The sequence below is a fragment of the Ruegeria sp. H4 genome (assembly GCF_056533065.1).
This window is the reverse complement of sequence record NZ_JBQFOC010000002.1, coordinates 322180-346641: the sequence shown is the minus strand read 5'-3', so window position 1 is coordinate 346641 and position 24462 is coordinate 322180. Positions and strand designations below refer to the sequence as shown.

Here is a 24462-nt window from a genome sequence, read left to right as displayed (position 1 = left end):
ATGGATCAGGCCAAGCTGCGGATCGACAAATGGCTCTGGCAGGCGCGATTCTTCAAGACCCGCAGCCTGGCGGCCAAGCAGGTCAGCGGTGGCCATGTGCGACTGAATGGAAACCGGGTTCTGAAACCTGCCCAAGCGGTGGGGCCCGGCGATGTTTTGACCTTCCCACAGGCGCGCACTGTTCGGGTCGTCAAGGTTGAGGCGCTGGGTAATAGGCGTGGTCCGGCCTCAGAGGCACAAACGCTGTATTCGGATTTGACCCCGAAACAGGAGGTACGGCCCACAGATCCCGGTTTCGAGGGAAAAGGTCGTCCAACCAAGAAAGATCGGCGGGCAATTGATCTTTCTCGCAAGCTCGATGACTGATCTGACCTTGAAGATAAGGCCAGTCTGAATTAGCTAATCGCCAAAGATCATACGGGAACTCAGCAATGACTTATGTCGTCACCGAAAACTGCATCGCCTGCAAATACACCGACTGTGTCGAAGTGTGCCCGGTGGACTGTTTTTACGAAGGTGAGAATGCGCTGGTCATTCATCCCGATGAATGCATCGATTGCGGCGTGTGCGAACCCGAATGCCCCGCCGATGCCATTCGCCCAGACACCGAGCCGGGGATGGAGACATGGGTCGAGTTTAACCGCAAGTTCTCTGAAGTCTGGCCCGTGATCGTGACCAAGAAGGATCCTCTGCCCGAAGCAGAGGAGCGGGACGGCGAAGAAGGCAAGATGGAGAAATACTTCTCCGAAGCGCCCGGCGAGGGCGGATAAGCGATTCGCCGCCTGACCTGGGACGATGCTCTTCAATGCGGCGTGGTAATTCTCTGAAATCAGGGCGAATATTGCGATTTTACCTTAGGTAAACTTTCGGGTGTCGCATTTTTGTGATATACTCCCTCCTTACATGATGACTGAGATCGGGATGCACTCCGTAAGTATGCTCGCTTTGGAGTTCTGAATTTATGACAAATATGCCGCCTGTCGGGGCTGAAACAGTCCCCGCTTGTGGTGTTTTGTCGTCTGCTTGCCGGTCCAAAACCAAGGAATACACTGAATGACAAAGTCGAAAAAGCTTGAGTTCCGCCCCAACGACTATGTTGTCTACCCCGCCCATGGCGTGGGCCAGATCATCTCGATCGAGGAACAGGAAGTCGCGGGCTATTCGCTTGAGCTGTTTGTCATCTCATTCGAGAAAGACAAGATGACCTTACGGGTGCCGACCAATAAGGTCACCGAATCCGGGCTGCGTTCGCTTAGTTCGCCGGACGTGATCAGCCAGGCGATGAAAACGCTGAAGGGTAAGGCCAAGGTGAAACGCGCCATGTGGTCGCGCCGGGCGCAGGAATATGAACAAAAGATCAACTCGGGCGATCTGATCTCAATCGCAGAAGTGGTTCGCGACCTGCACCGCACCGACGATCAGCGCGAGCAGAGCTATTCCGAGCGTCAGCTGTACGAAGCCGCGCTGGAACGCCTGACCCGCGAAGTTGCCGCTGTATCGGGCGCAGGTGAGCTGTCGGCGGCCAAGCAGGTGGATGAGGTTCTGACCTCGCGCGCTGCTGCTGCCTGAATGCACTCACGTTGAGTTTTGAAAGCCGCTCTGACATCAGGGCGGCTTTTTCTATCTAGGTTGGGCTATGTCTAAGCGCCCATTGGCTGAGGAACGGCCGTGATCAGGATAACCATCGGATGCGCCCTGCTTGCACTGTCCGGCCTGTTCTGGGCGGCCTACTATTCCAGATATTTCAAATGGCGCGATTGCTTTAACGAATTGGGCCGGTGCTACGACCCGGAGACCGGCCAGGTTCTGTTGCAACAGGCGGGTTTGGTCTGGGGAACAGCCGCAATGCTGACACTTCTACCCGCGCTCTACCTGCTGATTGGGCATGTTCGCCTAAGGCGCGGGCGGGCCTGATATTTACAGCTGAGCACTGATAGCGATCAAGAATGTAACCTCGGCCAGTTGTTGAGACGCCCCAAGAATGTCGCCGGTCTGGCCGTCGATTTTCTTCTTGGCCAACTGCCCAAGGCCAAAAACAACGACCGCAGCGCAAATTGCAGGCAACAAAAACTGCGTTCCAACCAGCAGTAAGCTAATCACGAATGCCAGACCCAAGGACAGGCTGACCACCATCGCTTTTGGCGTGCCGACTGAATGGCTCAGGCCCGATTGCCGTGCATTGGGCAAGGCGGCCATCAGAACCGGCATCATGGCGCGGGACAGCACGCAGGCGGCAAGGATCGCCCAGAACGCCCCGGCAGACAAAAGCGCGGCAATCGCCGAGATGCGGATCAGTTGCGCGCTGATCAGGGCCAGAACGCCATATGTCCCGATATGGCTGTCTTTCATGATTTCCAGCCGACGTTCGGCTGTGAAGCCGCCCCAAAGTCCGTCAAAAGTGTCAGCCAAACCGTCTTCATGCATTGCACCCGTCAGCATGATCAGGGCCCCCACAAGCAGAACAGCGGAAATAAATGGGGACACGGACAACGCCAACAAGACCCAGCCCACCGCGCAGGCTAGCCCGCCGACGACAAGTCCGACCACTGGAAAAGCCCAGACCGCATGAGCCTGCCGGGCAAAGACATGCTCGGGCAGACGGGGTAAGGGCAGGCGGGTCAACAGGACCAGTGCCAGCGGGATATCCCACCGAGAAATCGCGTAGTTGTCGTTTTTATTCACTCCCGCGCCTTTCAGGGTCTTGTTGGTCTTTCAGCTTCGGTTAAACACGCAGGACCACTCTGATGCAATGAGGCTTTGATGCTGCCCGAACTGAATGATTTGAACACGTTCCGCGATGCGTTGATCAACGCGCCGGGTCCGGACATAGCAGCCGCAGACGGCGCCGCCACGCGTAATGGCCAGCTGACGAAACCTCCGGGTGCGTTGGGGCGGCTTGAGGATCTGGCGATCTGGTACGCGTCCTGGCGTGGCGATACGCGTCCTCAGATCGAACAGCCTCAGGTCATTGTGTTTGCAGGCAACCACGGGGTCACGGCGCAAGGCGTATCGGCCTTTCCGCCTGAAGTGACCGTGCAGATGGTTATGAATTTCGAACATGGAGGGGCCGCGATCAATCAACTGGCCAAGGCGGCCGGGGCAAAGATGGATGTCCATGCGCTGGACTTGGAGCGCCCGACAGCGGATTTCACGCAAGGGCCAGCCATGAGCGAAGCCGAATTTCTGAGCGCGCTGAAAACCGGTTGGAACGCGGTCGACCCACAAGCCGACCTGCTGGTGGTCGGTGAGATGGGGATCGGCAACACCACCCCCGCTGCGGCCATCGCGTGCGCGCTGTTCGGGGGTGAGGCTGCCGATTGGACCGGGCGCGGCACCGGTGTCGGCGATGCGGGTCTTGCGAACAAAACCCGCGTTGTATCCGAAGGCGTTGCGCGCCATGCCACCGACGATGGGCTAGAAGTTCTGCGGTGTCTGGGCGGGCGCGAGATTGCCGCGATGGCAGGTGCCATGGCTGCCGCGCGTGTGTTGCGCATTCCTGTCATTCTGGACGGGTTTATCTGTACTTCGGCAGCGGCCTGTCTGGCGCGCGTGTCAGCATCGGCACTGGACCATGCGGTTGCAGGCCATCAAAGCGCCGAGGGCGCGCATGGCGCAATGCTTGCGAAACTCGGAAAGGACCCGTTGCTGAGCCTTGGCCTGAGATTGGGCGAGGGCTCTGGCGGTGCGCTTGCTATTAATATCCTCAAAAGCGCCGTGGCCTGCCATTCCGGCATGGCCACCTTTGCTGAGGCGGGCGTAGCAGACGGCTGAAACAAAGGGCCTGTCCGGGCAGCCCCCGGTCAGGCAGATTTCTTGGCGTGTTCTTCGGCCAGTTCCAGAAGCGCGGTCTCTAGATCTTTCTCCAAAGACTGCGCCCGTTCGATGTATTTCTTGTTCTCCGCCGTGGGCATGCCAGGCACCCACAGCTCGGCCAGTTCGCGCACAGATGCCCGGTCGTGATGATAGAAGGTCTGTTCCGCCTGCGCGGCTTCGTATTCGCTGAGCCCGATGTTTTCCAATACGTATCGACCAGCGCGAAGTGAACTGTCGAACATTTCACGCACGATATCGTTGGCCCCAGCCTGATACAGCTCGTACACATGGGTCCTGTCATGGGCGCGGGCGATGATGTGCAGGTCCGGGCGCTGGCGGCGGGCAAATCCGACCAGTCGCGTCACCGTCTTTCGATCATCCATCGCGGCTACCAGAACCGACGCCTTGTCCAACCCCGCTGCGCGCAAAAGCTCAGGCCGGGTTGGGTCACCCAGAAACCCTTTCACGCCAAACCGACGCATCAGCTGGATCGTCTCGATATCATGGTCCAGAACGATGGTCTTGAACCCGCTGGCCACCACAAGGCGATTGACGATCTGACCGAACCGTCCAATGCCCGCAATGATCACCGGCCCTTTTTCGTCGATCTCGTCCGGTTCCATCGTGGTTGTTGTCTCGCCCAGCTTCCGCGACAGCAGGTCGTAGATGATGAACAAAAGCGGCGTAATCAGCATGGTCAACGCGATGATCATAAGCAGTTTTTGCGCCAGGTCCTGAGGGATCACATTCTGTTGCCGTGAAAAGGCCAGAAGGACAAAACCGAACTCACCCGCCTGCGCCAAGCCAAGGGTGAACAACCAGTGATCACGGCCTTTCAGTTTAAAGGCTTTGCCGACAATATAGAGGATGACACCCTTGGCCAGGATCACCAGCAGGGCAAGGCCGATCAGATCAAACGGGTCGTTGAAGAAATAGCCAACGTCGATTCCAGCCCCGACCGTGATGAAGAAAAGGCCCAGAAACAGGCCTTTGAAGGGCTCAAGGTCGCTTTCCATCTCATGCCGAAATTCCGAGCTGGCCAGAACAACGCCCGCCAGAAAGGCGCCCAGAGCAGGTGAAAGGCCAACCAGCGTCATCAGGAAGGAAATGCCAACCACGATCATCAGGGCCAACGCGGTATACATCTCGCGCAGGCGTGTGGCGTGGATGAAGCGGAACAGCGGGCGGGTCAGGTAGACACCGGCCAAAATGACAAAGGCGACGGCTCCGATCGTCACCAATGTGACAGCCCAGCCGGGCAGACCTTCGACCAGGGACAGGCTGTGATGCGCATCATGCAGGTGATCTCCCGCACCGCGATCAATTGACCCGTCGGCCTCGATATGAGGGATGGCGGGCAGTGCCAGCAAGGGCAACATCGCCAAGATCGGGATGACCGCAATATCCTGCGTCAACAGAACCGAGAAGGTCGCGCGCCCGCCATTGGTCTGCATCAGTCCCTTTTCAGACAGGGTCTGCAGTACTATCGCGGTTGAAGACAGACATAGGGTCAGGCCAACGGCGAGCGCCACGGTCCAGGGGTGGCTGGCATAAATCGCCACGCCCGCAATCACTGCGGTGGACAGTAGAACCTGCAATCCGCCCAGTCCCAACAACCTGTCCCGCATATCCCAAAGCGCACGCGGTTCCAGCTCCAACCCGATCAGGAACAGCATCATGACCACACCGAATTCGGCCACATGCTGTAGATCTTCGGTTTCAGCCCCAACAAGGCCTAGAACCGGACCGATGATAAGACCGGCGGCCAGATATCCCAGAACCGATCCCAATCCCAGACGCGCCGATAACGGAACGGCAATCACCGCAGCGGCGAGATATATAGATGCCTGGTATAGGAAATCGTCCATTTGTGTCCTCGTTGCCTGCTCAGGTCGGCAGGGGGGCGTCGCGTTTCAATTGGTCCATCACGATCTGGCTTTGAACCCGTGCAACCGCAGGATGCGGCAGGATCACCTGATGAAGCAAGCTGTTGAGCGCAGATAGATCGTCGCAATAGACATGCAACAGGTAATCCGCCTCTCCGGTCATCGTCCAGGCGCTGGTGATTTCGGGACGGGCATCCACCAAACGAGCAAAGCTGGCCGATTGATCCGGCCCATGCGTGCCGAGGTGAACCTGAACAAAACCCTGGACTTGCAGGCCCAGTTTCAACGGATCCAGCCGTGCGGTATAGCCGGTGATGTAACCTTCGGCCTCCAGCCGTTGGCGGCGGCGACCGGCCTGACTTGCAGACAGGTTTAGTACTTCGCCCAGTTGTTGGGCGGTCAGATGCGCATCGCGCTGGAGCGCGGCCAACAATCCGATATCGATATGATCCAGTGCTTGCGGCATTTCACCGTATTATTTCCAAATCGCGCGTGTTTTGCGCGTATGAACATAGTTTATCTGAAAACAATGCGCAGAAACAGCGTTGTTTAAGACATATCTTGGAATCAGCAAAGAAATTCCTGTTATTAAGGAGACGCGCCATGGGTCCTTTCCCGCATAACGCCCCGAAATCCATCATCAGCGCAGAGAACCCGGCTGGAACCGACGGGTTCGAGTTCGTCGAATTCGCTCATCCCAACCCGCAGGAATTGCGGGATCTGTTTGCGACCATGGGCTATGACCTTGTTGCGCGTCACAAGAAAAAACCCCTGATCGAGCTGTGGCAGCAAGGGGACGTGACTTATATCCTCAATGCCGATCCTGAGAGTTTTGCCGCAAAGTTTGTCGCCGAACACGGCCCCTGTGCGCCTGCAATGGGCTGGCGGGTTGTCGATGCGCAGCAGGCGTATGAGCATGCGGTTTCAAAAGGGGCCGAACCCTATGATGGCGCGGACAAAACCATGGATGTACCCGCGATCAAAGGGATTGGCGGGTCGCTGATCTACTTCATTGATCAGTATTACGACACATCGCCCTACAACCAGGAATTCGAATGGATCAAGGAATCCAAACCACGCGGTGATGGGTTCTACTACCTCGACCACCTGACTCATAACGTTTTTAAGGGCAATATGGACAAGTGGTTCAAGTTTTATGGCGACTTGTTCAACTTCCGCGAAATCCGGTTCTTTGATATTCAGGGCAAGTTCACGGGGCTTTATAGCCGCGCGTTGACCTCGCCTTGCGGCCGTATCCGTATCCCGATCAACGAAGATCGCGGCGAAACGGGCCAGATCGTCTCGTACCTCAAGAAGTACAAGGGCGAAGGTATCCAGCATATCGCGGTGGGCAGCGAGGATATCTATGCCTCGACCGACGCGATTGCCGAGAAGGGGCTAAAGTTCATGCCAGGCCCGAACCAATCCTACTATGATATGTCAAAGGACCGCGTGAAAGATCATGACGAGCCGCTGGACCGGATGATGAAGCATGGCATCCTGATCGACGGCGAAGGCGTGGTGGATGGCGGTGAGACGCGGATTTTGCTTCAGATTTTCTCGAAAACCGTGATCGGCCCGATCTTTTTTGAGTTCATTCAGCGCAAGGGCGATGATGGGTTCGGAGAGGGGAATTTTCAGGCCTTGTTCGAGTCCATTGAACGCGAGCAGATCGAAAGCGGCGAGATTTCAGCGGCTTAGTCCGCTTCGAACGCAAGCTTAGTCCAAGTCACTCCGGCATACCTGTTTCCCTCTTGAAGGGAAGCGTGGCCGGAGCGATGAAGAACCTTTAGCCCGGCGTGCTGCGCGACGGTCACTAGATCGTCGGCGCAGATTGGAAACCCCGGTCTGTCCACAGGGCAGGGGCCGTGGCGCAGTGACAGGATCAGGCGGCCTGATGGTTTCAGCCGTGTAGCCAGTGCTTCAATAGCGGTTTTCTGATCCTGCGGATTTAGATGATGTAGCACTCCGATTGCCAGGGCGGCGTCAAAGCTGGTTTGGTCTTTGGGTAAGTTGGTCAAATTTGGCAGACTTGCATCAAACCACTCTATCTCGAGGTGGCGATAGCTGGTCTGAGCGTGATCTCGGAATCGGGCGACGGGTTCAACGGCCGTGACAAGAAACCCATGTTCAACCAGCCAGGCAGCCAACGCACCAGGACCCGCACCCACATCCAAAACATGCGCATCAGGGCCGGGCAGAAAATCGACAAGAGGGCCCAGTACGGCCTCCTGCGACAGGTTCTCGTAAGACGAAATTAACTGAAGAGCAGAGTGTTCGTACCCTTCAAAAACGCGCCTTTGATACGCAAAATGATCATCCACGCGGCATCTTGAGGGACACGTTGCGACCCTTCTTTTGATATAGCAACTCACTGTCGCTGATTGCGACGACCTTGCCGCCGTCGACTCGGTCACCCACTTTCAGTTTCTTGTATCGTCCGCTGGGCAAGCGCACCAAGGCGCGCCGGTTGGCTGGTGTGCCGTAGACCCCGATCAGGTTCAGGCGGCGCAGGTTGATCGCGTTGTCGATGGTCGCTTGCCGCGCCACCGATGCGGTCGTGGGGATCTTGGGGGCAACGGTTTTGGGCTCGAAGGTTTCGGCCCCACCACTGTTCTGATCCAGCCCGGCGGTTGATCCCAGATTGGTCGCCGGTGCGGCCGCCGCAGTCCGAACCAGCCCTGCAGGGCGTGCCTTGGGACGCGGAACAAGTACGACGGCCAAGGCAGTCGGGGTGTCATCCACCTCGGGGCTGGCTTGTAGCGAAGCGGGGCGTTGCTTGGGCCGCAACACAGACAGTTCTTGTAACGATCTGCCGCCCAGTTGCTGACGTTCGAATTGATCTTGCAGGTTCTCAGGGCGGGGCTTGGGCCGTATTCCGGCCAAGCGCGAGGTTGTTTCCTCGACCACCGGTTCTTGTTCGAACCGCAAAGGTACTGCTGGCGGCACAGACGAGGGGCGGCCGAGATAGACCAGCACGCCATCAGGGTTCAGCGTGCCTTCGGGCGTTGGGGTGACCAGCCCGCGCTCATCCAGATCAAACCCGGGGATGGAGGCGCGCGCCAGAGCGGGCAGATCAAAGGGCTGATCTGTTTCAAAACTCGCTGACGGTGCCAGGGCCACCGCGTCGTTGGAAAAATCGGATTTGCCAACCGAAGCCAAATACAGATCGTCCGGTTCAACGGCAACTGGTTCTTCGGGCTGTGCTGGGGCGGTCTCAACAACACCTGTGGCGATTTCAGATTGCGGAGCCGTCTCGGTTTCCTGTGCAACGTCCTCGACCGGCGTGGGTTCTACCTTCAACGCCTCAAGGATCGCCGCATCGGTCGCAGACAAGGCGGGTTGATCTTCGGCTGTCGCCTCGGGTGCGGGCTCTACAGTCGCCACCTGATCGTCTTCAAGCGCGGATTCTATCGTAGGTTCGGTATTTTCTGCCTCAGGCACTTCCGGCAGGATGTCTACCGCCAGATCAGCGGCCATTTCAGCCTCAGGGGATGTGGTTTCAGGTTCCAAGTCTCCCTCGGCCACAATCTCCTCTTCCGGCGATCCGAGAAGGGACCACGCGCCAATCACAAGAGCCAACAAACCCGTCGCTGCGATCGCAGGCAGGGCAAATTTGTTGAGACCCGCGCTGCTGCTTGCTGAGTCACCCTGCGATGGAGCAGGCGCGCGAAACGCGTCCGGGGCGGCGGTTTCCGCTATCGCGTGAACTTTGGGCGCCGACGAACCGACGTCTTCTTTGGGGTCCGGCTTTGTGGGGGCAGGACTGGCCTGTGGCGACGCAATTGGAGCTGCCATCAGCGGTTCCGCATCCAGATCAAACACCGGCGCGCCGGGAAACTCATCTTCACTCGGCTCAGCAGTATATGCGACCGGCACGAATCCATGCTCGGTGGTAAAGCTATGCGCTTCGTCCAAGGTCTGGCGTGCCACTGCCGCGCCATAGATTAGGCCGTCTTTGGTGATCGAGGCAAAACTCAGATCATCGCGCTCATATGGCGTGGCATCGACCAACGCGTCCTGCACCATTTGCGCGTGTTCGTCAGTAGACAGATCTTCCGATGGAATCGTGAGATAGCGGATTTGATCCGCTGGGATAACCACATTGCAACTCAGGTCGTTTTCCAGTGCAAAACCCTGATCTCGCAGCGCTTGTATCTGCCCGTTCAGGTCATCTGCATCCAGCGATACAGTGCCGATCTCGTACCACTCACCTTCAGACAGGTGGTGCAACGAAATACCGGTTGCAGAAAAAGATAGCGTAAAGGCGGGTTTCATATTCCCGGAGAACCATAACTATATCATCAGCGCAAACGATCACACGCTTGCAGAGTGACAGTAGAGCAGGAACCCGCCGAGGGAAAGAAAAACGCAACCTCTCCCCTTGTATCGCAAAGCCCTGCCAACCCATGTTGAACGGGAACAATTTGGAGGGATGACCTTGAAGACATTCGCTTTTCTGACCGCCATGATGGCCGCAACTGCCGCTGGTATCGCCCATGCGGAAGAACGTCGCATTACCGTTGACGCGACTGGAACCGTGCAAGTTGCACCTGATATGGCGACGATCACACTGGGTGTGACCAATCAGGATGCCGAAGCGTCGGTCGCGATGAAAGCCACATCTGATGCAGTGGCACAGGTGCTGTCCCGTCTGACAGATATGGGGATCGAGGATCGGGATGTGCAAACACGCGACCTATCGCTCTCACCGGTTTGGTCGAATCGCAATCAGCAGAACGGAGAGCCGCCCGAGATCACGGGGTTTGTCGCTTCGAACCGTGTTTTTGTCCGGGTGCGCGACCTGTCTCAGCTTGGGCAGATTATGGATGCGGTCATTCAGGACGGGGCGAATGATTTTGGCGGGCTGAGCTTTGGTCTGCAGGACACCAAACCTATCGAGGTTCAGGCACGCGCCAAAGCCGTGGGCGAAGCCACGTCAAAGGCCGAGCAACTGGCGCAAGCGGCCAATGTCACGCTGGGTCCGGTTCAGTCGATTTCCGAGCGCACCGGAGGGGTCCGGCCCATGGCAGAGATGCGCGCCTTTAGCGTCGCCGACACTGGTGGAGTGCCCGTAGCAGGCGGTGAGATCACGGTATCCGTCAGCGTTTCGATGGAGTTCGAGATTTCTGAGTAAGCTCAGTTGTCGGCGCGGGCCATCAGCGGCTGTCGTTGCTGGCCCGTCGCGTCGAAATTGTCAGGCGACAACCAAGCCTCGAATGCGCCCCGGATGCGGGGCCATTCACTGTCGAGTATCGAAAACCACGCCGTGTCCCGATTGCGTCCTTTGTAATGGGTCGCCTGGCGGAATATCCCTTCGAAGGTAAAGCCCAGCCGTTTGGCCGCCGCACAAGACGGTGCGTTCAGCGCATCGCATTTCCACTCGTAACGGCGATAGCCCAACTCGTCGAAGACGCGTTTCATCATCAGATACATAACCTCGGTCGATTGCGGTGTGCGCTGCAACAGGGGTGAGAAATGGATATGCCCCACTTCGATCGCACCCGCTGCGGGCTCGATCCGCAGATATGAGGCCATACCGATCGGCACCTCCTCCGCATTCAGAACCGTATGGAACATCGGGTCTGCATCCATACAGGTGGCACGCGCCCAGGTTTCAAACGCCCGTTCCGTGTCAAACGGCCCATAGGGCAGGTAGGTCCAGTTCCGGTGATCGGCATCATTGGCAAACGCCCGGAACAATCCGGGCGCATGTCGGTTCACATCCAGCGGCACGACCGTGCAATACTGGCCCTCCATCGGGGTATAGGGTGGTGTGGGGCGAGGGAACTCGCCCGTGACCGGCAGACCGATGGGTTGACCCAGCGCGTTGGTTTCATGCCCGCTCATGGCTTAGGCGCTGGCTTTGGCCAAAGCCTGATCCAGATCGGCGATCAGGTCGTTGGCATCCTCGATCCCGATGGAAACGCGCACAACGTTTGGACCGGCTCCTGCGGCCTCTTGCTGTTCCGGCGTCAACTGGCGGTGCGTGGTCGACGCCGAGTGGATGATCAGCGAGCGCGCATCGCCGAGGTTGGCGACGTGGCTGAAGATCTCCAAAGCGTTGACCAGTTTGATGCAGGCGTCATAGCCGCCTTTGACGGCAAAGGTGAACAACGCGCCAGCGCCGCGCGGATACTGAGCCTTGACCCGGTCGTGATAAGGCGACGAGGGCAGGCCCGCATAAGTCACGTAGTCGACCCGGTCATCCGCCTCGAGCCAGGCGGCGATCTTCTGGGCGTTTTCGACGTGGCGCTCCATCCGCAGCGACAGCGTCTCGATCCCCATCAGCGTGTAATGCGCTGCTTGCGGGTTCATGGTCATGCCCAGATCACGCAGACCAATGGCGATGCCGTGGAACGTGAAGGCCAGCGGGCCGAATGTCTCATGGAATTTCAACCCGTGATACGCTTGCTCGGGCTGGCTGAGCGAGGGAAATTTGTCATTCGCCGACCAGTCGAACTTGCCCGAATCCACGATGCAGCCACCGGTGACCGTGCCATTGCCAGTCAGGTATTTGGTGGTCGAATGCACGACCAGAGTCGCGCCGTGTTCAATCGGGCGGCACAGGTAGGGCGTGGCCGAGGTGTTGTCGACGATCAGCGGAATGCCTGCCGCGTCCGCCACATCCGCCAGCGATCGGATATCGGTGACATAACCGCCGGGGTTGGCGATGGATTCGCAGAACACCGCGCGGGTGTTTTCGTCAATGGCGGCTTTCACGGCCTCCAGATCGTCGGTGTCGACGAATTTGGCCGACCAACCGAAGCGCTTGATCGTCTGGCTGAACTGCGTGACCGTGCCGCCATACAGGCGGGTCGAGGCCACCACGTTGCAACCCGGCCCCATCAGCGGGAACAGCGCCATGATCTGCGCCGCGTGACCCGAGGAGCAGCAGACCGCGCCAACGCCACCCTCAAGCGTCGCGACACGTTCCTGCAACACAGCCACTGTGGGGTTGGTCAGGCGAGAATAGATGAAGCCCACTTCTTGCAGATTGAACAGGGCTGCCGCGTGATCGGCATCGCGGAACACATAGGCGGTAGTTTGATAGATCGGAGTCTGGCGCGCACCGGTTGCCGGGTCAGGGCGTGCGCCCGCGTGAATCTGTAGGGTGTCGAAACCATAGGTAGGGCCGTCGGACATCGTAAACTCTCCTGTCGAATTAGAACTTGCGAAATCTGTAGGGCATTGCCCGCTGTCACACAACGCCGCTTTCAGCGCATCCAGAGGCCCTGTGCTTTGATCCTGTTGCGGATCACCTGTTCGCGACTGGGCAGGGCATCGCGATCAAACAGTTTCCGGATTTTCTGACCCTTGCCCTGAATCACCAGCTTTTTGATCGGATCATATTGCTTGAGAACCTTCTTGACCTTGTTCGGGGCCACGACGGTTTCAAGAACGTCGATCACACTATCGCTCTCGCGGGCATAAAGCAGCGGGAACAGGCGATAATGGCAACTGACTGAGCCATCCAGCAATCCGTCGGGCAGTGCATCGCGCCCTCCGCCAAAAGAGTGGATCACAAGGGGCAGAGCGGCCTGATCCAGCCAAGGATCAAGGTTCTGCCCGATCAATTCCGGGATGTGTTCATCCCGGATGGTGCGCGCATAATCCAGAAATCGTTCGCCAAATTGACGTGGGCATTTGTAAAAGAAGTAGCCTGCGTTGAAATACAAATGCCGACGCCAGTGGCCCTGCGGTTGGCCGGTATCAATCGAGCCGTCGAAATCCAGATCAAAACGGCGATAAAGCGCAGACCAGATGCCCTCAAACCCTGGCCCGTAAAGCGTGGGCTTGGGCCATGTGCCTTCGACTTTTTGCGAGGCGCCGGGGCGGTCAAAATCAAAAGGAACTCTGCTCAGATCGCCGTTGATCAGGGTATCCGTATCAAAGAAAACAAAGGGTTCGCCTTCGGGCAGGGCCAAAAGCGCCTCAATCTTGTTCCCGTTGGGATAGCTTTCGCCAAAGACATGATTGTCAAAAGGCAGGATTTCCGCATCAAGCTGTTTCAGGGCCTTTAGCACGTCCTGATCTTGAATGGCCGGGTTCTGGTTCCAGCGTGGGCCTGGATTTGGCGAGGCAACGAACAGACGCCCTTTGAAGTCGGGTGCCGAATAGCGCAGCGAGGCGGCGAACAGGACCGCCTCATATTGCAGGCGGTTGTTCTGACCAATGATGACAATATTGAAGTCTTGCGAAGCTGCCCGCATCTGTGCCCGTCCTAAACATGCGTTGATCTCACGCATCTGAGATTGGGCTTACAGCAACCGGTGTAGGGCGTCAAAAGTCGTTTGTGGTGCGCGGGTTGTCCAATGCCAACCCGAGTTGCAGCACTTCAGCGTGTCAGCGCTGCCTAGTTTATTGCCAAAAACCTGCGAAAACGCCGATATTTCGAACGAAATCTCGTGCATTTTCAAAATTTTGACCAATTGATAAATTTTACCAATTGATAAAATTTCGATTTGTGGCAAGCTGAGGTCACAACAAACATATCTACAGGGAGTAGAGCGATGGCACAGGGCCAGATGGCACCCGGGATCGTTTCCGGGCGGCTTTCCAGCGATGAACTGACATCGAATTTTACGGATCTGCATCCGCCTTTGGCCCCGCATGAGGCCGCCGTGGCCGCAGATCGCTGCTATTTCTGTTACGACGCGCCATGCGTGACGGCCTGTCCGACGGATATCGATATTCCGTTGTTCATCCGCCAGATACAGGCGGGTCAGCCGCAATCGGCGGGAAAGACCATTCTGGACCAGAATATCCTGGGTGGCATGTGTGCTCGGGTCTGTCCGACCGAAACCTTGTGCGAAGAGGCCTGCGTGCGCGAAGCCGCCGAAGGCAAACCAGTTGAGATCGGGCGGCTTCAGCGTTTCGCAACCGATGATGTGATGGCCTCTGGCGAACATCCTTTTGAACGCGCTGCGGCGACCGGCAAAACTGTGGCCGTTGTTGGCGCAGGACCAGCGGGTCTCGCTTGCGCCCATCGGCTGGCCATGCTGGGCCACGATGTGGTGATCCACGAAGGCAAGCCCAAGCCGGGTGGTCTGAACGAGTATGGAATCGCGGCCTATAAATCGACCAATGACTTTGCACAGGCCGAGGTGGACTGGCTGCTGAAAATCGGCGGTATCGCTATCGAAACCGGTTCTTTGCTGGGCGAGGGCCTCTCTCTGGAGGGGCTGACTGAAAATTACGATGCCGTTTTCCTGTCCATCGGTCTGGCGGGTGTGAATGCTCTGCGGGCACAGGGTGTGGAAAAGGACGGCGTGCGCCCGGCAGTCGATTTTATCTCTGACGTGCGGCAAGCTTCGGATCTTGCTGATCTGCCGGTCGGTCGGAATGTGGTTGTGATCGGCGGCGGCATGACGGCTGTTGATGCGGCGGTGAAGTCAAAGCTGCTAGGGGCCGAGCAGGTCACGATCGCCTATCGTCGTGGGCGCGACGCGATGGGGGCCAGCCGGTACGAGCAGGACCTTGCGGCCTCGCACGGCGTGCGGATTATGACCAATGTTCAGCCTGTCGCGGTGCATGGCAACGGTGCCGCAGTCGAGATCGAGCTTGAATACACTTCGAACCAAAACGGTCAGTTGACCGGAACCGGTGAGACGGTTCGGCTGCCGGCGGATCAGGTTCTGAAAGCCATTGGTCAGACGCTGGATGGCGCGCCCGAAGGGCTGGAACTGGACGGCAACAAGATCGCCGTCAGCGGGGCTGGACGTACTTCCATCTCCGGTGTCTGGGCTGGTGGAGATTGTGCGGCCGGGGGCGAAGATCTGACCGTGACCGCCGTGGCCGAAGGCCGGGATGCGGCGATGGACATCCACGCGAGCCTGGTTTCGTGATAGGGTGAGGCTTTCAAGCCAACCTATTCGCTGAGGTATCGTTATGTCCCAGATCGAAGACGCAGTTGCCAAACATTATACCACCGGTGCCCTGACGGACCGCGTGCGCGATGCGCTAAAAGCCAGCGGCGTGGACCCGGATGCGGCCACGGTCGCCGACCTGAAAGCTGGTGACGAGTTCCACACGGGCGGCGTTCTGGCGACCGATCACCTGTTTGACCAATTGTCTTTGACCCATGCGACGCGGGTGCTGGACGTGGGCTGCGGGATCGGCGGGACGTCTCGTTACGTTGTGGATCGGTATGACTCGACGGTGACGGGGGTCGACCTGACACCCGAGTTTGTCGAAACGGCAGCGGCACTCAGCCAGATTGTCGGCCATTCCGACAAGGTCGAATTCCACGTCGGCAGCGCTTTGGACATGCCAGTGCCGGATGCTGGGTTCGATCTGGCAGTTATGTTGCATGTGGGCATGAATATCGAAGACAAGGCCGGACTGTTCGCCGAGGTTGCGCGCGCTTTGGCAACAGGTGGCAGCTTCGCGCTTTTCGACGTGATGGCAGGTGAAACAGACGAACCTCTGGCGTTCCCTTTGCCCTGGTCAAGCGTCGCTGAGACATCCTTTGTTGATGCGCCCGTGGTCTACAAGGATGCGGCTACAGCGGCGGGGCTTGCGTTGGAGGTCGAGAAGGATCGCACCGAGTTTGCAATTAAGTTCTTCGAGGAAGTCTTTGCAAAGATTGCCGAAAGCGGCCCTGCGCCGTTAGGCATCCACCTGATGATGGGCGAGACGGCGCCCGAGAAATTCCAAAACTACGTCGCAAACCTGCATGCCGGGCGGATTCGCCCGACCGAGATGATTTTCAAGAAAACCGGCTGAGGAGCCGGAAAGGAGTACCCATGGCTGACCTGACGACAGACTTTCTGGGCATTTCCAGCCCCAACCCCTTCTGGCTGGCCTCGGCCCCGCCAACCGACAAGGAATACAACGTCCGCCGCGCCTTTGAGGCCGGATGGGGCGGCGTGGTCTGGAAAACACTGGGGGCCGAGGGCCCTCCGGTCGTGAATGTGAACGGGCCGCGTTACGGTGCGATCTATGGCGCAGATCGGCGGTTGCTGGGCCTGAACAACATCGAACTGATCACCGACCGACCACTTGAGGTAAACCTCGAGGAAATGGCGCGGGTCAAGGCGGACTACCCGGACCGGGCGTTGATCGCCTCAATCATGGTGCCGTGTGAGGAGGGCGCGTGGAAAGCCATCCTGCCCCGCGTGGCTGAGACCGGCGCGGATGGAATCGAGCTGAATTTCGGCTGCCCGCACGGGATGAGCGAGCGGGGCATGGGCGCAGCCGTCGGTCAGGTGCCGGAATACATCGAAATGGTTACCCGCTGGTGCAAAATGTACTATGACCGCCCGGTGATCGTGAAGCTGACGCCGAACATCACCGACATTCGCAAACCCGCGGCGGCGGCCAAGAATGGCGGCGCGGATGCGGTGTCGCTGATCAACACGATCAACTCGATCACCAGCGTCAATCTGGATACGTTCAGCCCCGAACCTTCGATTGATGGCAAGGGCAGCCATGGCGGGTATTGCGGTCCGGCGGTGAAGCCGATTGCGCTGTCCATGGTTTCGGAAATCGCGCGAGATGCGGAAACGCATGGTCTGCCCATTTCAGGTATCGGTGGCGTTACCACATGGCGTGATGCGGCAGAGTTCATTTCGCTGGGTTGCGGCAACGTACAGGTCTGCACAGCGGCCATGACTTATGGTTTCAAGATCATCGATGAACTGACGGCGGGTCTGTCCAAATGGATGGACGAGAAGGGGTATTCCACAGTCTCAGAAGTTGTTGGTCGCGCGGTCCCCAACGTAACCGATTGGCAGTATCTGAACCTGAACTACATCGCCAAGGCCAAGATTGATCAGGACCAGTGCATCAAATGCGGTCGCTGTTATGCCGCCTGTGAAGACACCAGCCACCAGGCCATCGCCATGTCGCCGGACCGGGTGTTCGAGGTGATCGACGAAGAATGCGTAGCCTGTAATCTCTGTGTCGATGTCTGCCCAGTAGAGGGCTGTATTTCGATGGAGCCGATGGCAGCAGGAGAGGTTGACCCACGTACCGGGCGCGAGGTTCAGCCGGACTATGCAAACTGGACAACGCATCCCAACAATCCGATGGCCAAGGCCGCGGAATGAACAGGTTTGCGCAGATCTTTGAGGGGCCGTTGGTGCGGTCCCTTAGTTCAAGGTGTCAAAAGCTTGCGATACAGGGTGTCGACAAACGTTTCTGCGCCTTCGAACGGGTCTTCGTCGCCCAGGATCGCGCGCACCTGAACTTCGAAGTCTGCGTAGTGCTGGGTCAGGGCCCAGATCGAAAACATCAAGTGATAAGGGTGCACCCGCGCGATTTTGCCCTGATCCATCCACCCGGTCAGAAGCGCGGTTTTCTTATCGACCAATGCTTTGAGATCCTGAGACAAAGCCTCGTGAATGCGCGGTGCGCCCTGAACCAACTCGTTGGCAAACAGGCGGCTTTCTCGTGGTAGCTCCTGACTCATCTGCAGCTTTCGGCGAATATAGGACAGAAGCTCCTCAAGCGGATCACCGTTTTCGTCCAGATCGTGCAGTGGCGCCAGCCAGGTTTCCAGCAGGCCAGACAGAAGCTCTGTATGGATCGCTTCTTTTGACGGGAAGTAGTACAATAAATTCGGCTTACTCAGTCCGGATTCTGCCGCTATCTGATCAACCGTCGAGCCGCGAAACCCATTTGACGAAAACACGTTCAACGCTGCCTCTAGAATCGCAGCGCGGTTCTTTTTCTGAATACGGGTTGGGGCGCGGTCGCTGGGCATCTGTTTGGACTGTCTCTTTTTTCGTCAGGCACGCATGGACTAGGCCAAAAAGTTTGGTGGTGCACCGCAATTTCTTGACTGATGTCGAACCCGTGATAGCGTGAGTTTGACCAGATGGTCAAATCAAGACAGCAATAGCGAGCAAATCGCAAGCAACAGGGAAAGTGACTATGGCAGCTCCGGCGCAGAATCTCAGGATCAATGGCGACAGGTTGTGGGACAGCCTGATGGAGATGGCCAAGATTGGGCCCGGTGTTGCAGGTGGTAATAACCGACAGACGCTGACGGATGAAGATGCCGAAGGGCGCGCGCTGTTCCAAAGCTGGTGCGAAGAAGCGGGCTGTTCCATGGGACTGGATCAGATGGGCAACATGTTTGCCATGCGCGAGGGAGCCGACCCGGAGGCTCTGCCAGTCTATGTAGGTTCGCATCTCGATACCCAGCCGACAGGTGGCAAGTATGACGGCGTGCTGGGTGTGCTGGGTGGGCTAGAGATCATTCGCACGTTGAATGATCTGGGCATCAAGACCAAGCATCCGATCGTTGCGACGAACTGGACCAACGAAGAAGGAACGCGTTACGCGCCGGCCATGTTGTCCTCGGGCGTGTTTGCGGGGATGCACACGCAGGATTGGGCCTATGACCGCGAGGATGCCGAGGGCAAAAAATTCGGCGATGAATTGCAGCGGATCGGCTGGCGCGGTGAGGAGGAGGTCGGCGCCCGCAAGATGCATGCCTTCTTTGAACTGCATATCGAACAGGGTCCGATCCTGGAGGCCGAGGGTAAGGATATCGGCGTCGTCACCCACGGTCAGGGGCTGAGTTGGACTCAGATTACAGTGACTGGCAAAGATGCTCATACCGGTTCGACCCCGATGCCAATGCGCAAGAACGCAGGGCTGGCCATGGCGCGTATTCTGGAAAAAGTGGATGAGATTGCCTGGTCGCATTCACCGCACGCCGTTGGGGCCGCGGGGCATATTGATGTCTATCCGAATTCCCGCAATGTGATCCCGGGTAAGGTGGTGTTCACGGTCGATTTCCGCTCGCCTGAGTTGGAGGTGATCACTGATATGGAAAATCGTCTGCGTGTGGCGGCCGAGGATATCGTAAACGAAATGGGCCTGCAGATTGAATTCGAAAAGGTCGGTGGATTCGATCCGGTCAAATTCGATGAGGGCTGTGTGGCCGCCGTGCGCGACGCGGCAGAGCGGCTGGGGTATTCCCATACAGATATCATTTCGGGGGCCGGGCATGATGCCTGCTGGATCAACCGGGTCGCGCCGACCGCGATGGTGATGTGCCCCTGCGTAGATGGCCTGAGCCACAACGAGGCTGAAGAGATCAGCAAAGATTGGGCGGCTGCCGGGGCGGATGTTTTGCTGCATGCGGTCGTGGAGACGGCGGAGATCGTGGAATAGGGGGCGCTGCCCCCGTCGCGGCAGGCCGCGACTCCCCCGGGATATTTTTAGCCAGATGAAGCAAGCGGCGCAGACCGCAACAGGGAGTTTGAAATGAGTACTGTCATCAAGAACGGGACCATCGTAACCGCCGATCTGACCTATAAGGCGGATGTGAAAGTTGAGGGCGGCGTGATCACCGAGATTGGGCCGGACTTGCGTGGCGACAAAGAGTTGGACGCCTCTGGGTGCTACGTGATGCCCGGTGGGATCGACCCGCACACGCATCTCGAAATGCCGTTCATGGGGACCTATTCCAGCGACGATTTCGAAAGCGGTACGCGCGCGGCTTTGGCCGGAGGCACTACGATGGTGGTGGATTTCGCGCTGCCCAATCCTGGTGAGAGCTTGCTGGATGCGCTCAAGCGTTGGGACAACAAATCGACGCGGGCGAATTGTGACTACTCGTTCCACATGGCGGTAACCTGGTGGGGTGAGCAGGTGTTTGACGACATCAAGACTGTCATCGAGACGCGCGGCATCAACACATTCAAACACTTCATGGCCTATAAGGGCGCGTTGATGGTGAATGATGATGAGTTGTTTGCCTCGTTCAAACGTTTGGCCGAGTTAGGTGGTACCGCGATGGTGCATGCGGAGAACGGTGACGTGGTGGCCGAGCTGAGCGCAAAGCTGCTGGCCGAAGGCAATACGGGCCCAGAGGCACACGCCTATTCCCGTCCACCGCAGGTCGAAGGCGAAGCGACCAACCGCGCGATCATGATTGCGGACATGGCGGGCGTGCCTTTGTACGTGGTACATACCTCCTGCGAAGAGGCGCACGAGGCCATTCGGCGCGCAAAGATGCAGGGCAAGCGGGTGTGGGGAGAACCATTGATCCAGCACCTGACCTTGGATGAGAGCGAGTATTTCCACCACGACTGGGAACATGCAGCGCGACGGGTCATGAGCCCTCCGTTTCGGAACAAGCAGCATCAGGATAGCCTGTGGAACGGTCTGCAATCGGGCACTCTGAGTGTCGTGGCCACGGATCATTGCGCCTTTACGACTGAACAGAAACGCTATGGCGTAGGGGATTTCACAAAGATTCCCAATGGGACTGGCGGGTTGGAGGATCGGATGCCGATGCTCTGGACCCATGGGGTGAACACCGGGCGTTTGACTATGAATGAGTTCGTGGCTGTTACATCAACAAACATCGCCAAAATATTGAATTGCTACCCGAAAAAGGGTGCGGTTTTGGTTGGGGCTGATGCCGATCTGGTGGTTTGGGATCCGGACAAAGCCAAGGTGATTTCGGCTGAAACACAGCAGTCTTCGATCGACTACAACGTGTTTGAAGGCAAAGAAGTGCGCGGGTTGCCGCGATTCACGCTGACCCGTGGTGTGGTCGCTGTGCATGATGGTGAGATCCAGACGCAAGAAGGGCACGGAAAGTTCGTCTCGCGCGAAGCCAATACACATGTGAACAAAGCGCTGAGCACTTGGAAAGAGCTGACAGCACCGCGACCCATTGAGCGGACGGGTATTCCGGCGTCTGGTGTGTGATCTGTATGAGCCGTTCGGTGGCGGCTCAAATTCAATCTTTTCAAGGCGATGGAATGACTACTGAAAGTAAGACCCAGCCCGTGATCGAGGCAAGGCAACTCGACCTGACCTTTCAGACGAATGATGGCCCGATCCATGCCCTCAAAGATGTGAATCTGACCATCGATAAGGGTGATTTTGTAAGCTTTATTGGCCCGTCTGGCTGCGGTAAAACCACATTCCTCCGCTGTATCGCGGCGTTGGAAACACCGACCGGCGGAACGTTGAGCGTGAACGGAATGACCCCGGATGAAGCGCGGCGCAAGCGCGCTTACGGGTATGTGTTTCAGGCTGCCGGCTTGTACCCGTGGCGGACGATTGCCAAAAACATCAAACTGCCGCTTGAGATCATGGGGTACTCGGCTGCAGAACAGGATGAGCGCGTTAAGAAGGTTCTGGAACTGGTTGATCTGGGAGGGTTCGGTGGGAAGTTTCCGTGGCAGCTATCCGGCGGGATGCAACAACGTGCCAGTATCGCACGCGCCTTGGCTTTTGACGCCGATATCCTGCTGATGGACGAACCGTTCGGGGCGCTGGATGAAATTGTGCGGGATCACCTGAACGAACAGCTTCTGGCGCTGTGGGCGCGGACCGAGAAGACGATTGGGTTCGTTACCCACTCGATTCCTGAGGCCGTGTACCTAAGCACCAAGATCGTCGTCATGAGCCCTCGGCCCGGGCGGATCACGGATGTGATTGACAGCCCGTTGCCCAAGGAACGGCCCTTGGACATTCGCGATACGCCGGAATTCATCGAGGTCGCGCACCGGGTACGTGACGGGCTGCGGGCAGGGCATTCCTATGATGATTGACACTGTCCAGATCAGGCGCGCAAGGCCCGCGGATGTGGAAGCATGCGCCCGCGTGGTTCACGACTGGGTCAGCCAGACCGAGTGGATGCCCGAAGAATTATCGGTGGATCAATTGGCGGGAATGATCGGTGAGGCGTTTGACGCGCGTGAAATCTGGGTCGCGGGTGAACCAGTGGATTGCTACATGTCGGTCGACCCAAAAGAACAGAAGATCGGCGCTCTGTATTGCAGCCGAACCGGGCAAGGAATTGGCAAGCACCTTGTCGATAAGGCGAAGGAAGGGCGGGATTTTCTTTGGTTGACCACGCATACGCTCAACACAGCGGCGCAAAGGTTCTACCGACGTGAGGGGTTCGAAGTAACAGCCGAGGAGCCGCCGGTGCCCCCGGATACGGTTCCAGTGTTCCGGATGGAGTGGCGCGCATGAAGCAGGCTCTTGCCGTGATAACGGTTCTGTTGGCCATTGTCGTGCTTTGGTATTTGGCCGTGGCACCGATGAATATCCGCGTATCGCTGGATCAGGCTGAACGCGCCGGGGAAACAGTAACACCCGAGCTATCACGGGATCGCCAGCAGGTGTCGAGCTGGGTTTTGATGGCGCAGAACCCTTCGCATGTCTCGCGGGGTTATGAATTGGATCGACCGCGCCTGCCAACCCCGGTCCAAGTTGGCCAGGAGCTTTGGAAAACCACCGGTGAAATGGCGATGCGCGGGCGAGCCATGTCCAAGCGATCGCTCATCTACCACGGATGGATCACCCTTCAATCGACGCTTTGGGGTTTTGTTCTGGGCACGGCTGTCGGCATTCTCGGGGCCGTCGCTATTGTCTATTCCCGCGTTGTGGACATGAGCCTCATGCCTTGGGCCATTATCAGCCAGACAGTCCCGATTGTGGCTTTGGCGCCGATGATCATTGTCCTAAGCTCGCAACTTGGGATCGAAGGGCGCGGTGTTCCGAAGGCCATCATCTCGGCCTATCTGTGTTACTTCCCGGTTCTGGTTGGGATGGTCAAAGGGTTGCGGTCGCCTGCTGCCTCGCAGCTGGATTTGCTTAGAACGTACAACGCAAACGGGCTGCAGGCGTTTTTGAAACTGCGCTTGCCGTCTTCGGTGCCGTACCTATTCACTTCGCTAAAGGTGGGTATCGCTGCAGCCCTTGTCGGTACGATTGTCGGAGAACTTCCGACAGGCGCAATCTCGGGTCTGGGTGCGCGGATATTGATCGGGGATCAGTTTGGCACGCCGCTTGCGATCTGGGCGGCTCTGTTCGCGGCGGCTATTCTAGCGGGCATACTCGTGACCTTGCTGGATGTGTTGCAAAGGGTGACCCTGAAGCGCATGGGGATGAGCATATGAGCTGGTTGATCTTTGCGCTGATTTTCTGGGCCGGAGCCTGGTGGCTGAATGCATGGTTGGCGCGGTCGATCTATTGCGATTCCAAGGGCGTTCGGGTCTTTGTGCCTGTGCTGTTTGGTGTCACACTGCTGATCTTGTGGGAAGGTCTGGTGCGCGGGCTGAACGTCTCACCCGTGATCCTGCCGCCGCCGTCTATGGTGGCGCAGACCTTTGCGAACTCGACCGATATTCTGTGGCAGGACTTTACCCAGACCGTCTTCAAGGGTGCTTTCACCGGGTTTGCCATCGGAAGTACCGCAGCTTTTCTGACCGCTATCCTTATCGACCGGTCGGTGTTTCTGACACGCGGGTTGCTGCCCATCGGGAATTTTGTCGCGGCTCTGCCCATCGTGGGGATTGCGCCCATTCTGGTCAGCTGGTTCGGGTTCGACTGGCAATCCAAAGCGGCCGTGGTCGTCGTAATGGTGTTCTTTCCGATCCTTGTGAACACGGTACAGGGCCTGCGCGAGGCGGACTCCATGCAGCGTGATCTGATGCGCACCTATGCGGCCAGTTATTTGCAGACCCTGATCAAGCTGCGTCTGCCTGCGGCGATGCCGTTCATTTTCAACGGGCTCAAGATTGCCACAACGCTGGCGCTGATCGGGGCGATTGTAGCCGAATACTTCGGATCGCCCACGCGCGGCATGGGCTTTCGGATCTCGACCGGGGTGGGCAGCTTGTCGATCGATCTGGTCTGGGCCGAGATTGCAGTGGCGGCCATGGCGGGTACGGTGTTCTATACATTGGTGGCAGGTATCGAAAAGGTGGTGACCTTCTGGCACCCCTCACAACGCGGATAACAAAAAGAAGACTGAACAGACCTCGAAAACGGGGCA

The 24462-nt window shown here is 57.9% G+C and carries 25 protein-coding genes; 16 read left to right on the top strand and 9 right to left on the bottom strand.

Annotated elements, in window-relative coordinates; genetic code table 11:
* The 4 genes from ACR0KG_RS13190 (at nucleotide 1) to ACR0KG_RS13175 (ending at nucleotide 1914) form a co-directional block, all read left to right on the top strand.
* Complete coding sequence (locus tag ACR0KG_RS13190; protein WP_480548975.1) at nucleotides 1-366, top strand: RNA-binding S4 domain-containing protein; 366 nt, start codon at nucleotides 1-3, stop codon at nucleotides 364-366.
* 65 nt (nucleotides 367-431) lie between these two features.
* Nucleotides 432-770, top strand: a complete 339-nt coding sequence (gene fdxA / locus ACR0KG_RS13185; protein WP_170532724.1) for a ferredoxin FdxA — start codon at nucleotides 432-434, stop codon at nucleotides 768-770.
* Nucleotides 771-1053: 283 nt separating this feature from the next.
* Complete coding sequence (locus ACR0KG_RS13180; RefSeq protein ID WP_170532727.1) at nucleotides 1054-1569, top strand: CarD family transcriptional regulator; 516 nt, start codon at nucleotides 1054-1056, stop codon at nucleotides 1567-1569.
* 99 nt (nucleotides 1570-1668) lie between these two features.
* Nucleotides 1669-1914 carry a hypothetical protein gene (locus ACR0KG_RS13175; protein WP_480827535.1) on the top strand — a complete coding sequence of 82 codons (246 nt, stop codon included), beginning with the start codon at nucleotides 1669-1671 and terminating at the stop codon, nucleotides 1912-1914.
* Between the two features lie 3 nt (nucleotides 1915-1917).
* On the opposite strand, the gene cobS is transcribed toward ACR0KG_RS13175, so the two are convergent.
* The gene (gene cobS, locus ACR0KG_RS13170; RefSeq protein ID WP_480827534.1) at nucleotides 1918-2682 is read right to left on the bottom strand and encodes an adenosylcobinamide-GDP ribazoletransferase; all 765 of its coding nucleotides are present in this window, start codon (nucleotides 2680-2682) and stop codon (nucleotides 1918-1920) included.
* A 78-nt stretch (nucleotides 2683-2760) separates the two neighbouring features.
* On the opposite strand from cobS, the gene cobT reads away from it, so the two are divergent.
* The gene (gene cobT / locus ACR0KG_RS13165) at nucleotides 2761-3771 is read left to right on the top strand and encodes a nicotinate-nucleotide--dimethylbenzimidazole phosphoribosyltransferase (protein WP_480827533.1); all 1011 of its coding nucleotides are present in this window, start codon (nucleotides 2761-2763) and stop codon (nucleotides 3769-3771) included.
* A gap of 29 nt (nucleotides 3772-3800) precedes the next feature.
* On the opposite strand, the gene ACR0KG_RS13160 is transcribed toward cobT, so the two are convergent.
* Both ACR0KG_RS13160 and ACR0KG_RS13155 read right to left on the bottom strand, forming a co-directional pair.
* Nucleotides 3801-5681: a cation:proton antiporter domain-containing protein gene (locus ACR0KG_RS13160; RefSeq protein ID WP_480827532.1), complete on the bottom strand. Its 1881-nt coding sequence runs from the start codon at nucleotides 5679-5681 to the stop codon at nucleotides 3801-3803.
* Nucleotides 5682-5700: 19 nt separating this feature from the next.
* Entirely contained in the window at nucleotides 5701-6165 is a 465-nt protein-coding gene (locus tag ACR0KG_RS13155; RefSeq protein WP_353007826.1) for an Lrp/AsnC family transcriptional regulator, read from the bottom strand.
* Between the two features lie 137 nt (nucleotides 6166-6302).
* Here ACR0KG_RS13155 and hppD point away from each other — a divergent pair, with 137 nt between their 5' ends.
* Nucleotides 6303-7400 carry a 4-hydroxyphenylpyruvate dioxygenase gene (gene hppD / locus ACR0KG_RS13150; RefSeq protein WP_480827531.1) on the top strand — a complete coding sequence of 366 codons (1098 nt, stop codon included), beginning with the start codon at nucleotides 6303-6305 and terminating at the stop codon, nucleotides 7398-7400.
* Here hppD and ACR0KG_RS13145 read toward each other — a convergent pair.
* Both ACR0KG_RS13145 and ACR0KG_RS13140 read right to left on the bottom strand, forming a co-directional pair.
* On the bottom strand, nucleotides 7397-8023 hold the full coding sequence (locus ACR0KG_RS13145; RefSeq protein ID WP_480827530.1) for a class I SAM-dependent methyltransferase: 627 nt from the start codon (nucleotides 8021-8023) through the stop codon (nucleotides 7397-7399). The genes hppD and ACR0KG_RS13145 overlap by 4 nt on opposite strands.
* Entirely contained in the window at nucleotides 8016-9977 is a 1962-nt protein-coding gene (locus ACR0KG_RS13140; RefSeq protein WP_480827529.1) for a hypothetical protein, read from the bottom strand. Before ACR0KG_RS13140 ends, ACR0KG_RS13145 begins: the two co-directional genes overlap by 8 nt.
* Before the next feature lie 163 nt (nucleotides 9978-10140).
* Here ACR0KG_RS13140 and ACR0KG_RS13135 point away from each other — a divergent pair, with 163 nt between their 5' ends.
* A complete protein-coding gene (locus ACR0KG_RS13135) occupies nucleotides 10141-10836 on the top strand; it encodes an SIMPL domain-containing protein (protein ID WP_480827528.1) in 696 nt (231 codons plus the stop codon).
* Between the two features lie 2 nt (nucleotides 10837-10838).
* On the opposite strand, the gene ACR0KG_RS13130 is transcribed toward ACR0KG_RS13135, so the two are convergent.
* The 3 genes from ACR0KG_RS13130 to ACR0KG_RS13120 all read right to left on the bottom strand — a co-directional run bounded on the left by ACR0KG_RS13130 (nucleotide 10839) and on the right by ACR0KG_RS13120 (nucleotide 13912).
* Nucleotides 10839-11549, bottom strand: a complete 711-nt coding sequence (locus tag ACR0KG_RS13130; protein ID WP_480827527.1) for a GNAT family N-acetyltransferase — start codon at nucleotides 11547-11549, stop codon at nucleotides 10839-10841.
* Nucleotides 11550-11552: 3 nt separating this feature from the next.
* On the bottom strand, nucleotides 11553-12845 hold the full coding sequence (locus ACR0KG_RS13125) for an O-acetylhomoserine aminocarboxypropyltransferase/cysteine synthase family protein (protein ID WP_480541192.1): 1293 nt from the start codon (nucleotides 12843-12845) through the stop codon (nucleotides 11553-11555).
* A 71-nt stretch (nucleotides 12846-12916) separates the two neighbouring features.
* Nucleotides 12917-13912, bottom strand: a complete 996-nt coding sequence (locus tag ACR0KG_RS13120) for a hypothetical protein (RefSeq protein ID WP_480827526.1) — start codon at nucleotides 13910-13912, stop codon at nucleotides 12917-12919.
* A 300-nt stretch (nucleotides 13913-14212) separates the two neighbouring features.
* Between ACR0KG_RS13120 and ACR0KG_RS13115 the strand changes: the two genes are divergently transcribed.
* Genes ACR0KG_RS13115 through preA form a run of 3 tightly spaced genes read left to right on the top strand, consistent with a single transcriptional unit; the run spans nucleotide 14213 to nucleotide 17752 of the window.
* Nucleotides 14213-15547, top strand: a complete 1335-nt coding sequence (locus ACR0KG_RS13115) for an NAD(P)-dependent oxidoreductase (RefSeq protein WP_480827525.1) — start codon at nucleotides 14213-14215, stop codon at nucleotides 15545-15547.
* 43 nt (nucleotides 15548-15590) lie between these two features.
* Nucleotides 15591-16427: a methyltransferase domain-containing protein gene (locus tag ACR0KG_RS13110; protein ID WP_480548999.1), complete on the top strand. Its 837-nt coding sequence runs from the start codon at nucleotides 15591-15593 to the stop codon at nucleotides 16425-16427.
* Nucleotides 16428-16447: 20 nt separating this feature from the next.
* Nucleotides 16448-17752 (top strand): NAD-dependent dihydropyrimidine dehydrogenase subunit PreA, encoded by a 1305-nt coding sequence (gene preA, locus ACR0KG_RS13105; protein ID WP_480549001.1) that lies wholly within the window; start codon nucleotides 16448-16450, stop codon nucleotides 17750-17752.
* A 47-nt stretch (nucleotides 17753-17799) separates the two neighbouring features.
* On the opposite strand, the gene ACR0KG_RS13100 is transcribed toward preA, so the two are convergent.
* Nucleotides 17800-18408, bottom strand: a complete 609-nt coding sequence (locus ACR0KG_RS13100) for a TetR family transcriptional regulator C-terminal domain-containing protein (protein ID WP_480549003.1) — start codon at nucleotides 18406-18408, stop codon at nucleotides 17800-17802.
* 170 nt (nucleotides 18409-18578) lie between these two features.
* On the opposite strand from ACR0KG_RS13100, the gene ACR0KG_RS13095 reads away from it, so the two are divergent.
* From ACR0KG_RS13095 to ACR0KG_RS13070, 6 genes are all read left to right on the top strand, one after another.
* On the top strand, nucleotides 18579-19829 hold the full coding sequence (locus tag ACR0KG_RS13095; protein WP_480827524.1) for a Zn-dependent hydrolase: 1251 nt from the start codon (nucleotides 18579-18581) through the stop codon (nucleotides 19827-19829).
* 93 nt (nucleotides 19830-19922) lie between these two features.
* Entirely contained in the window at nucleotides 19923-21377 is a 1455-nt protein-coding gene (gene hydA, locus ACR0KG_RS13090; protein ID WP_480827523.1) for a dihydropyrimidinase, read from the top strand.
* Nucleotides 21378-21430: 53 nt separating this feature from the next.
* Complete coding sequence (locus tag ACR0KG_RS13085) at nucleotides 21431-22228, top strand: ABC transporter ATP-binding protein (protein ID WP_480827522.1); 798 nt, start codon at nucleotides 21431-21433, stop codon at nucleotides 22226-22228.
* Nucleotides 22218-22655: an N-acetyltransferase family protein gene (locus ACR0KG_RS13080; protein WP_480827521.1), complete on the top strand. Its 438-nt coding sequence runs from the start codon at nucleotides 22218-22220 to the stop codon at nucleotides 22653-22655. Before ACR0KG_RS13085 ends, ACR0KG_RS13080 begins: the two co-directional genes overlap by 11 nt.
* A complete protein-coding gene (locus tag ACR0KG_RS13075) occupies nucleotides 22652-23584 on the top strand; it encodes an ABC transporter permease (protein ID WP_480827520.1) in 933 nt (310 codons plus the stop codon). The genes ACR0KG_RS13080 and ACR0KG_RS13075 overlap by 4 nt, the downstream gene beginning before the upstream one ends.
* A complete protein-coding gene (locus ACR0KG_RS13070; protein WP_480827519.1) occupies nucleotides 23581-24426 on the top strand; it encodes an ABC transporter permease in 846 nt (281 codons plus the stop codon). Before ACR0KG_RS13075 ends, ACR0KG_RS13070 begins: the two co-directional genes overlap by 4 nt.
* The last annotated feature ends 36 nt before the right edge of the window (nucleotides 24427-24462 follow it).

Excerpts from the sequence above, each read along its gene's own strand:
- ACR0KG_RS13190 (WP_480548975.1), top strand. The coding sequence starts at position 1 with ATGGATCAGGCCAAGCTGCGGATCGACAAATGGCTCTGGCAGGCGCGA.
- fdxA (WP_170532724.1), top strand. The coding sequence starts at position 432 with ATGACTTATGTCGTCACCGAAAACTGCATCGCCTGCAAATACACCGAC.
- ACR0KG_RS13180 (WP_170532727.1), top strand. The coding sequence starts at position 1,054 with ATGACAAAGTCGAAAAAGCTTGAGTTCCGCCCCAACGACTATGTTGTC.
- cobT (WP_480827533.1), top strand. The coding sequence starts at position 2,761 with ATGCTGCCCGAACTGAATGATTTGAACACGTTCCGCGATGCGTTGATC.
- ACR0KG_RS13160 (WP_480827532.1), bottom strand. The coding sequence starts at position 5,681 with ATGGACGATTTCCTATACCAGGCATCTATATATCTCGCCGCTGCGGTG.
- ACR0KG_RS13155 (WP_353007826.1), bottom strand. The coding sequence starts at position 6,165 with ATGCCGCAAGCACTGGATCATATCGATATCGGATTGTTGGCCGCGCTC.
- hppD (WP_480827531.1), top strand. The coding sequence starts at position 6,303 with ATGGGTCCTTTCCCGCATAACGCCCCGAAATCCATCATCAGCGCAGAG.
- ACR0KG_RS13140 (WP_480827529.1), bottom strand. The coding sequence starts at position 9,977 with ATGAAACCCGCCTTTACGCTATCTTTTTCTGCAACCGGTATTTCGTTG.
- ACR0KG_RS13130 (WP_480827527.1), bottom strand. The coding sequence starts at position 11,549 with ATGAGCGGGCATGAAACCAACGCGCTGGGTCAACCCATCGGTCTGCCG.
- ACR0KG_RS13125 (WP_480541192.1), bottom strand. The coding sequence starts at position 12,845 with ATGTCCGACGGCCCTACCTATGGTTTCGACACCCTACAGATTCACGCG.
- ACR0KG_RS13120 (WP_480827526.1), bottom strand. The coding sequence starts at position 13,912 with ATGCGGGCAGCTTCGCAAGACTTCAATATTGTCATCATTGGTCAGAAC.
- ACR0KG_RS13115 (WP_480827525.1), top strand. The coding sequence starts at position 14,213 with ATGGCACAGGGCCAGATGGCACCCGGGATCGTTTCCGGGCGGCTTTCC.
- ACR0KG_RS13110 (WP_480548999.1), top strand. The coding sequence starts at position 15,591 with ATGTCCCAGATCGAAGACGCAGTTGCCAAACATTATACCACCGGTGCC.
- preA (WP_480549001.1), top strand. The coding sequence starts at position 16,448 with ATGGCTGACCTGACGACAGACTTTCTGGGCATTTCCAGCCCCAACCCC.
- ACR0KG_RS13100 (WP_480549003.1), bottom strand. The coding sequence starts at position 18,408 with ATGCCCAGCGACCGCGCCCCAACCCGTATTCAGAAAAAGAACCGCGCT.
- ACR0KG_RS13095 (WP_480827524.1), top strand. The coding sequence starts at position 18,579 with ATGGCAGCTCCGGCGCAGAATCTCAGGATCAATGGCGACAGGTTGTGG.
- hydA (WP_480827523.1), top strand. The coding sequence starts at position 19,923 with ATGAGTACTGTCATCAAGAACGGGACCATCGTAACCGCCGATCTGACC.
- ACR0KG_RS13085 (WP_480827522.1), top strand. The coding sequence starts at position 21,431 with ATGACTACTGAAAGTAAGACCCAGCCCGTGATCGAGGCAAGGCAACTC.
- ACR0KG_RS13080 (WP_480827521.1), top strand. The coding sequence starts at position 22,218 with ATGATGATTGACACTGTCCAGATCAGGCGCGCAAGGCCCGCGGATGTG.
- ACR0KG_RS13075 (WP_480827520.1), top strand. The coding sequence starts at position 22,652 with ATGAAGCAGGCTCTTGCCGTGATAACGGTTCTGTTGGCCATTGTCGTG.
- ACR0KG_RS13070 (WP_480827519.1), top strand. The coding sequence starts at position 23,581 with ATGAGCTGGTTGATCTTTGCGCTGATTTTCTGGGCCGGAGCCTGGTGG.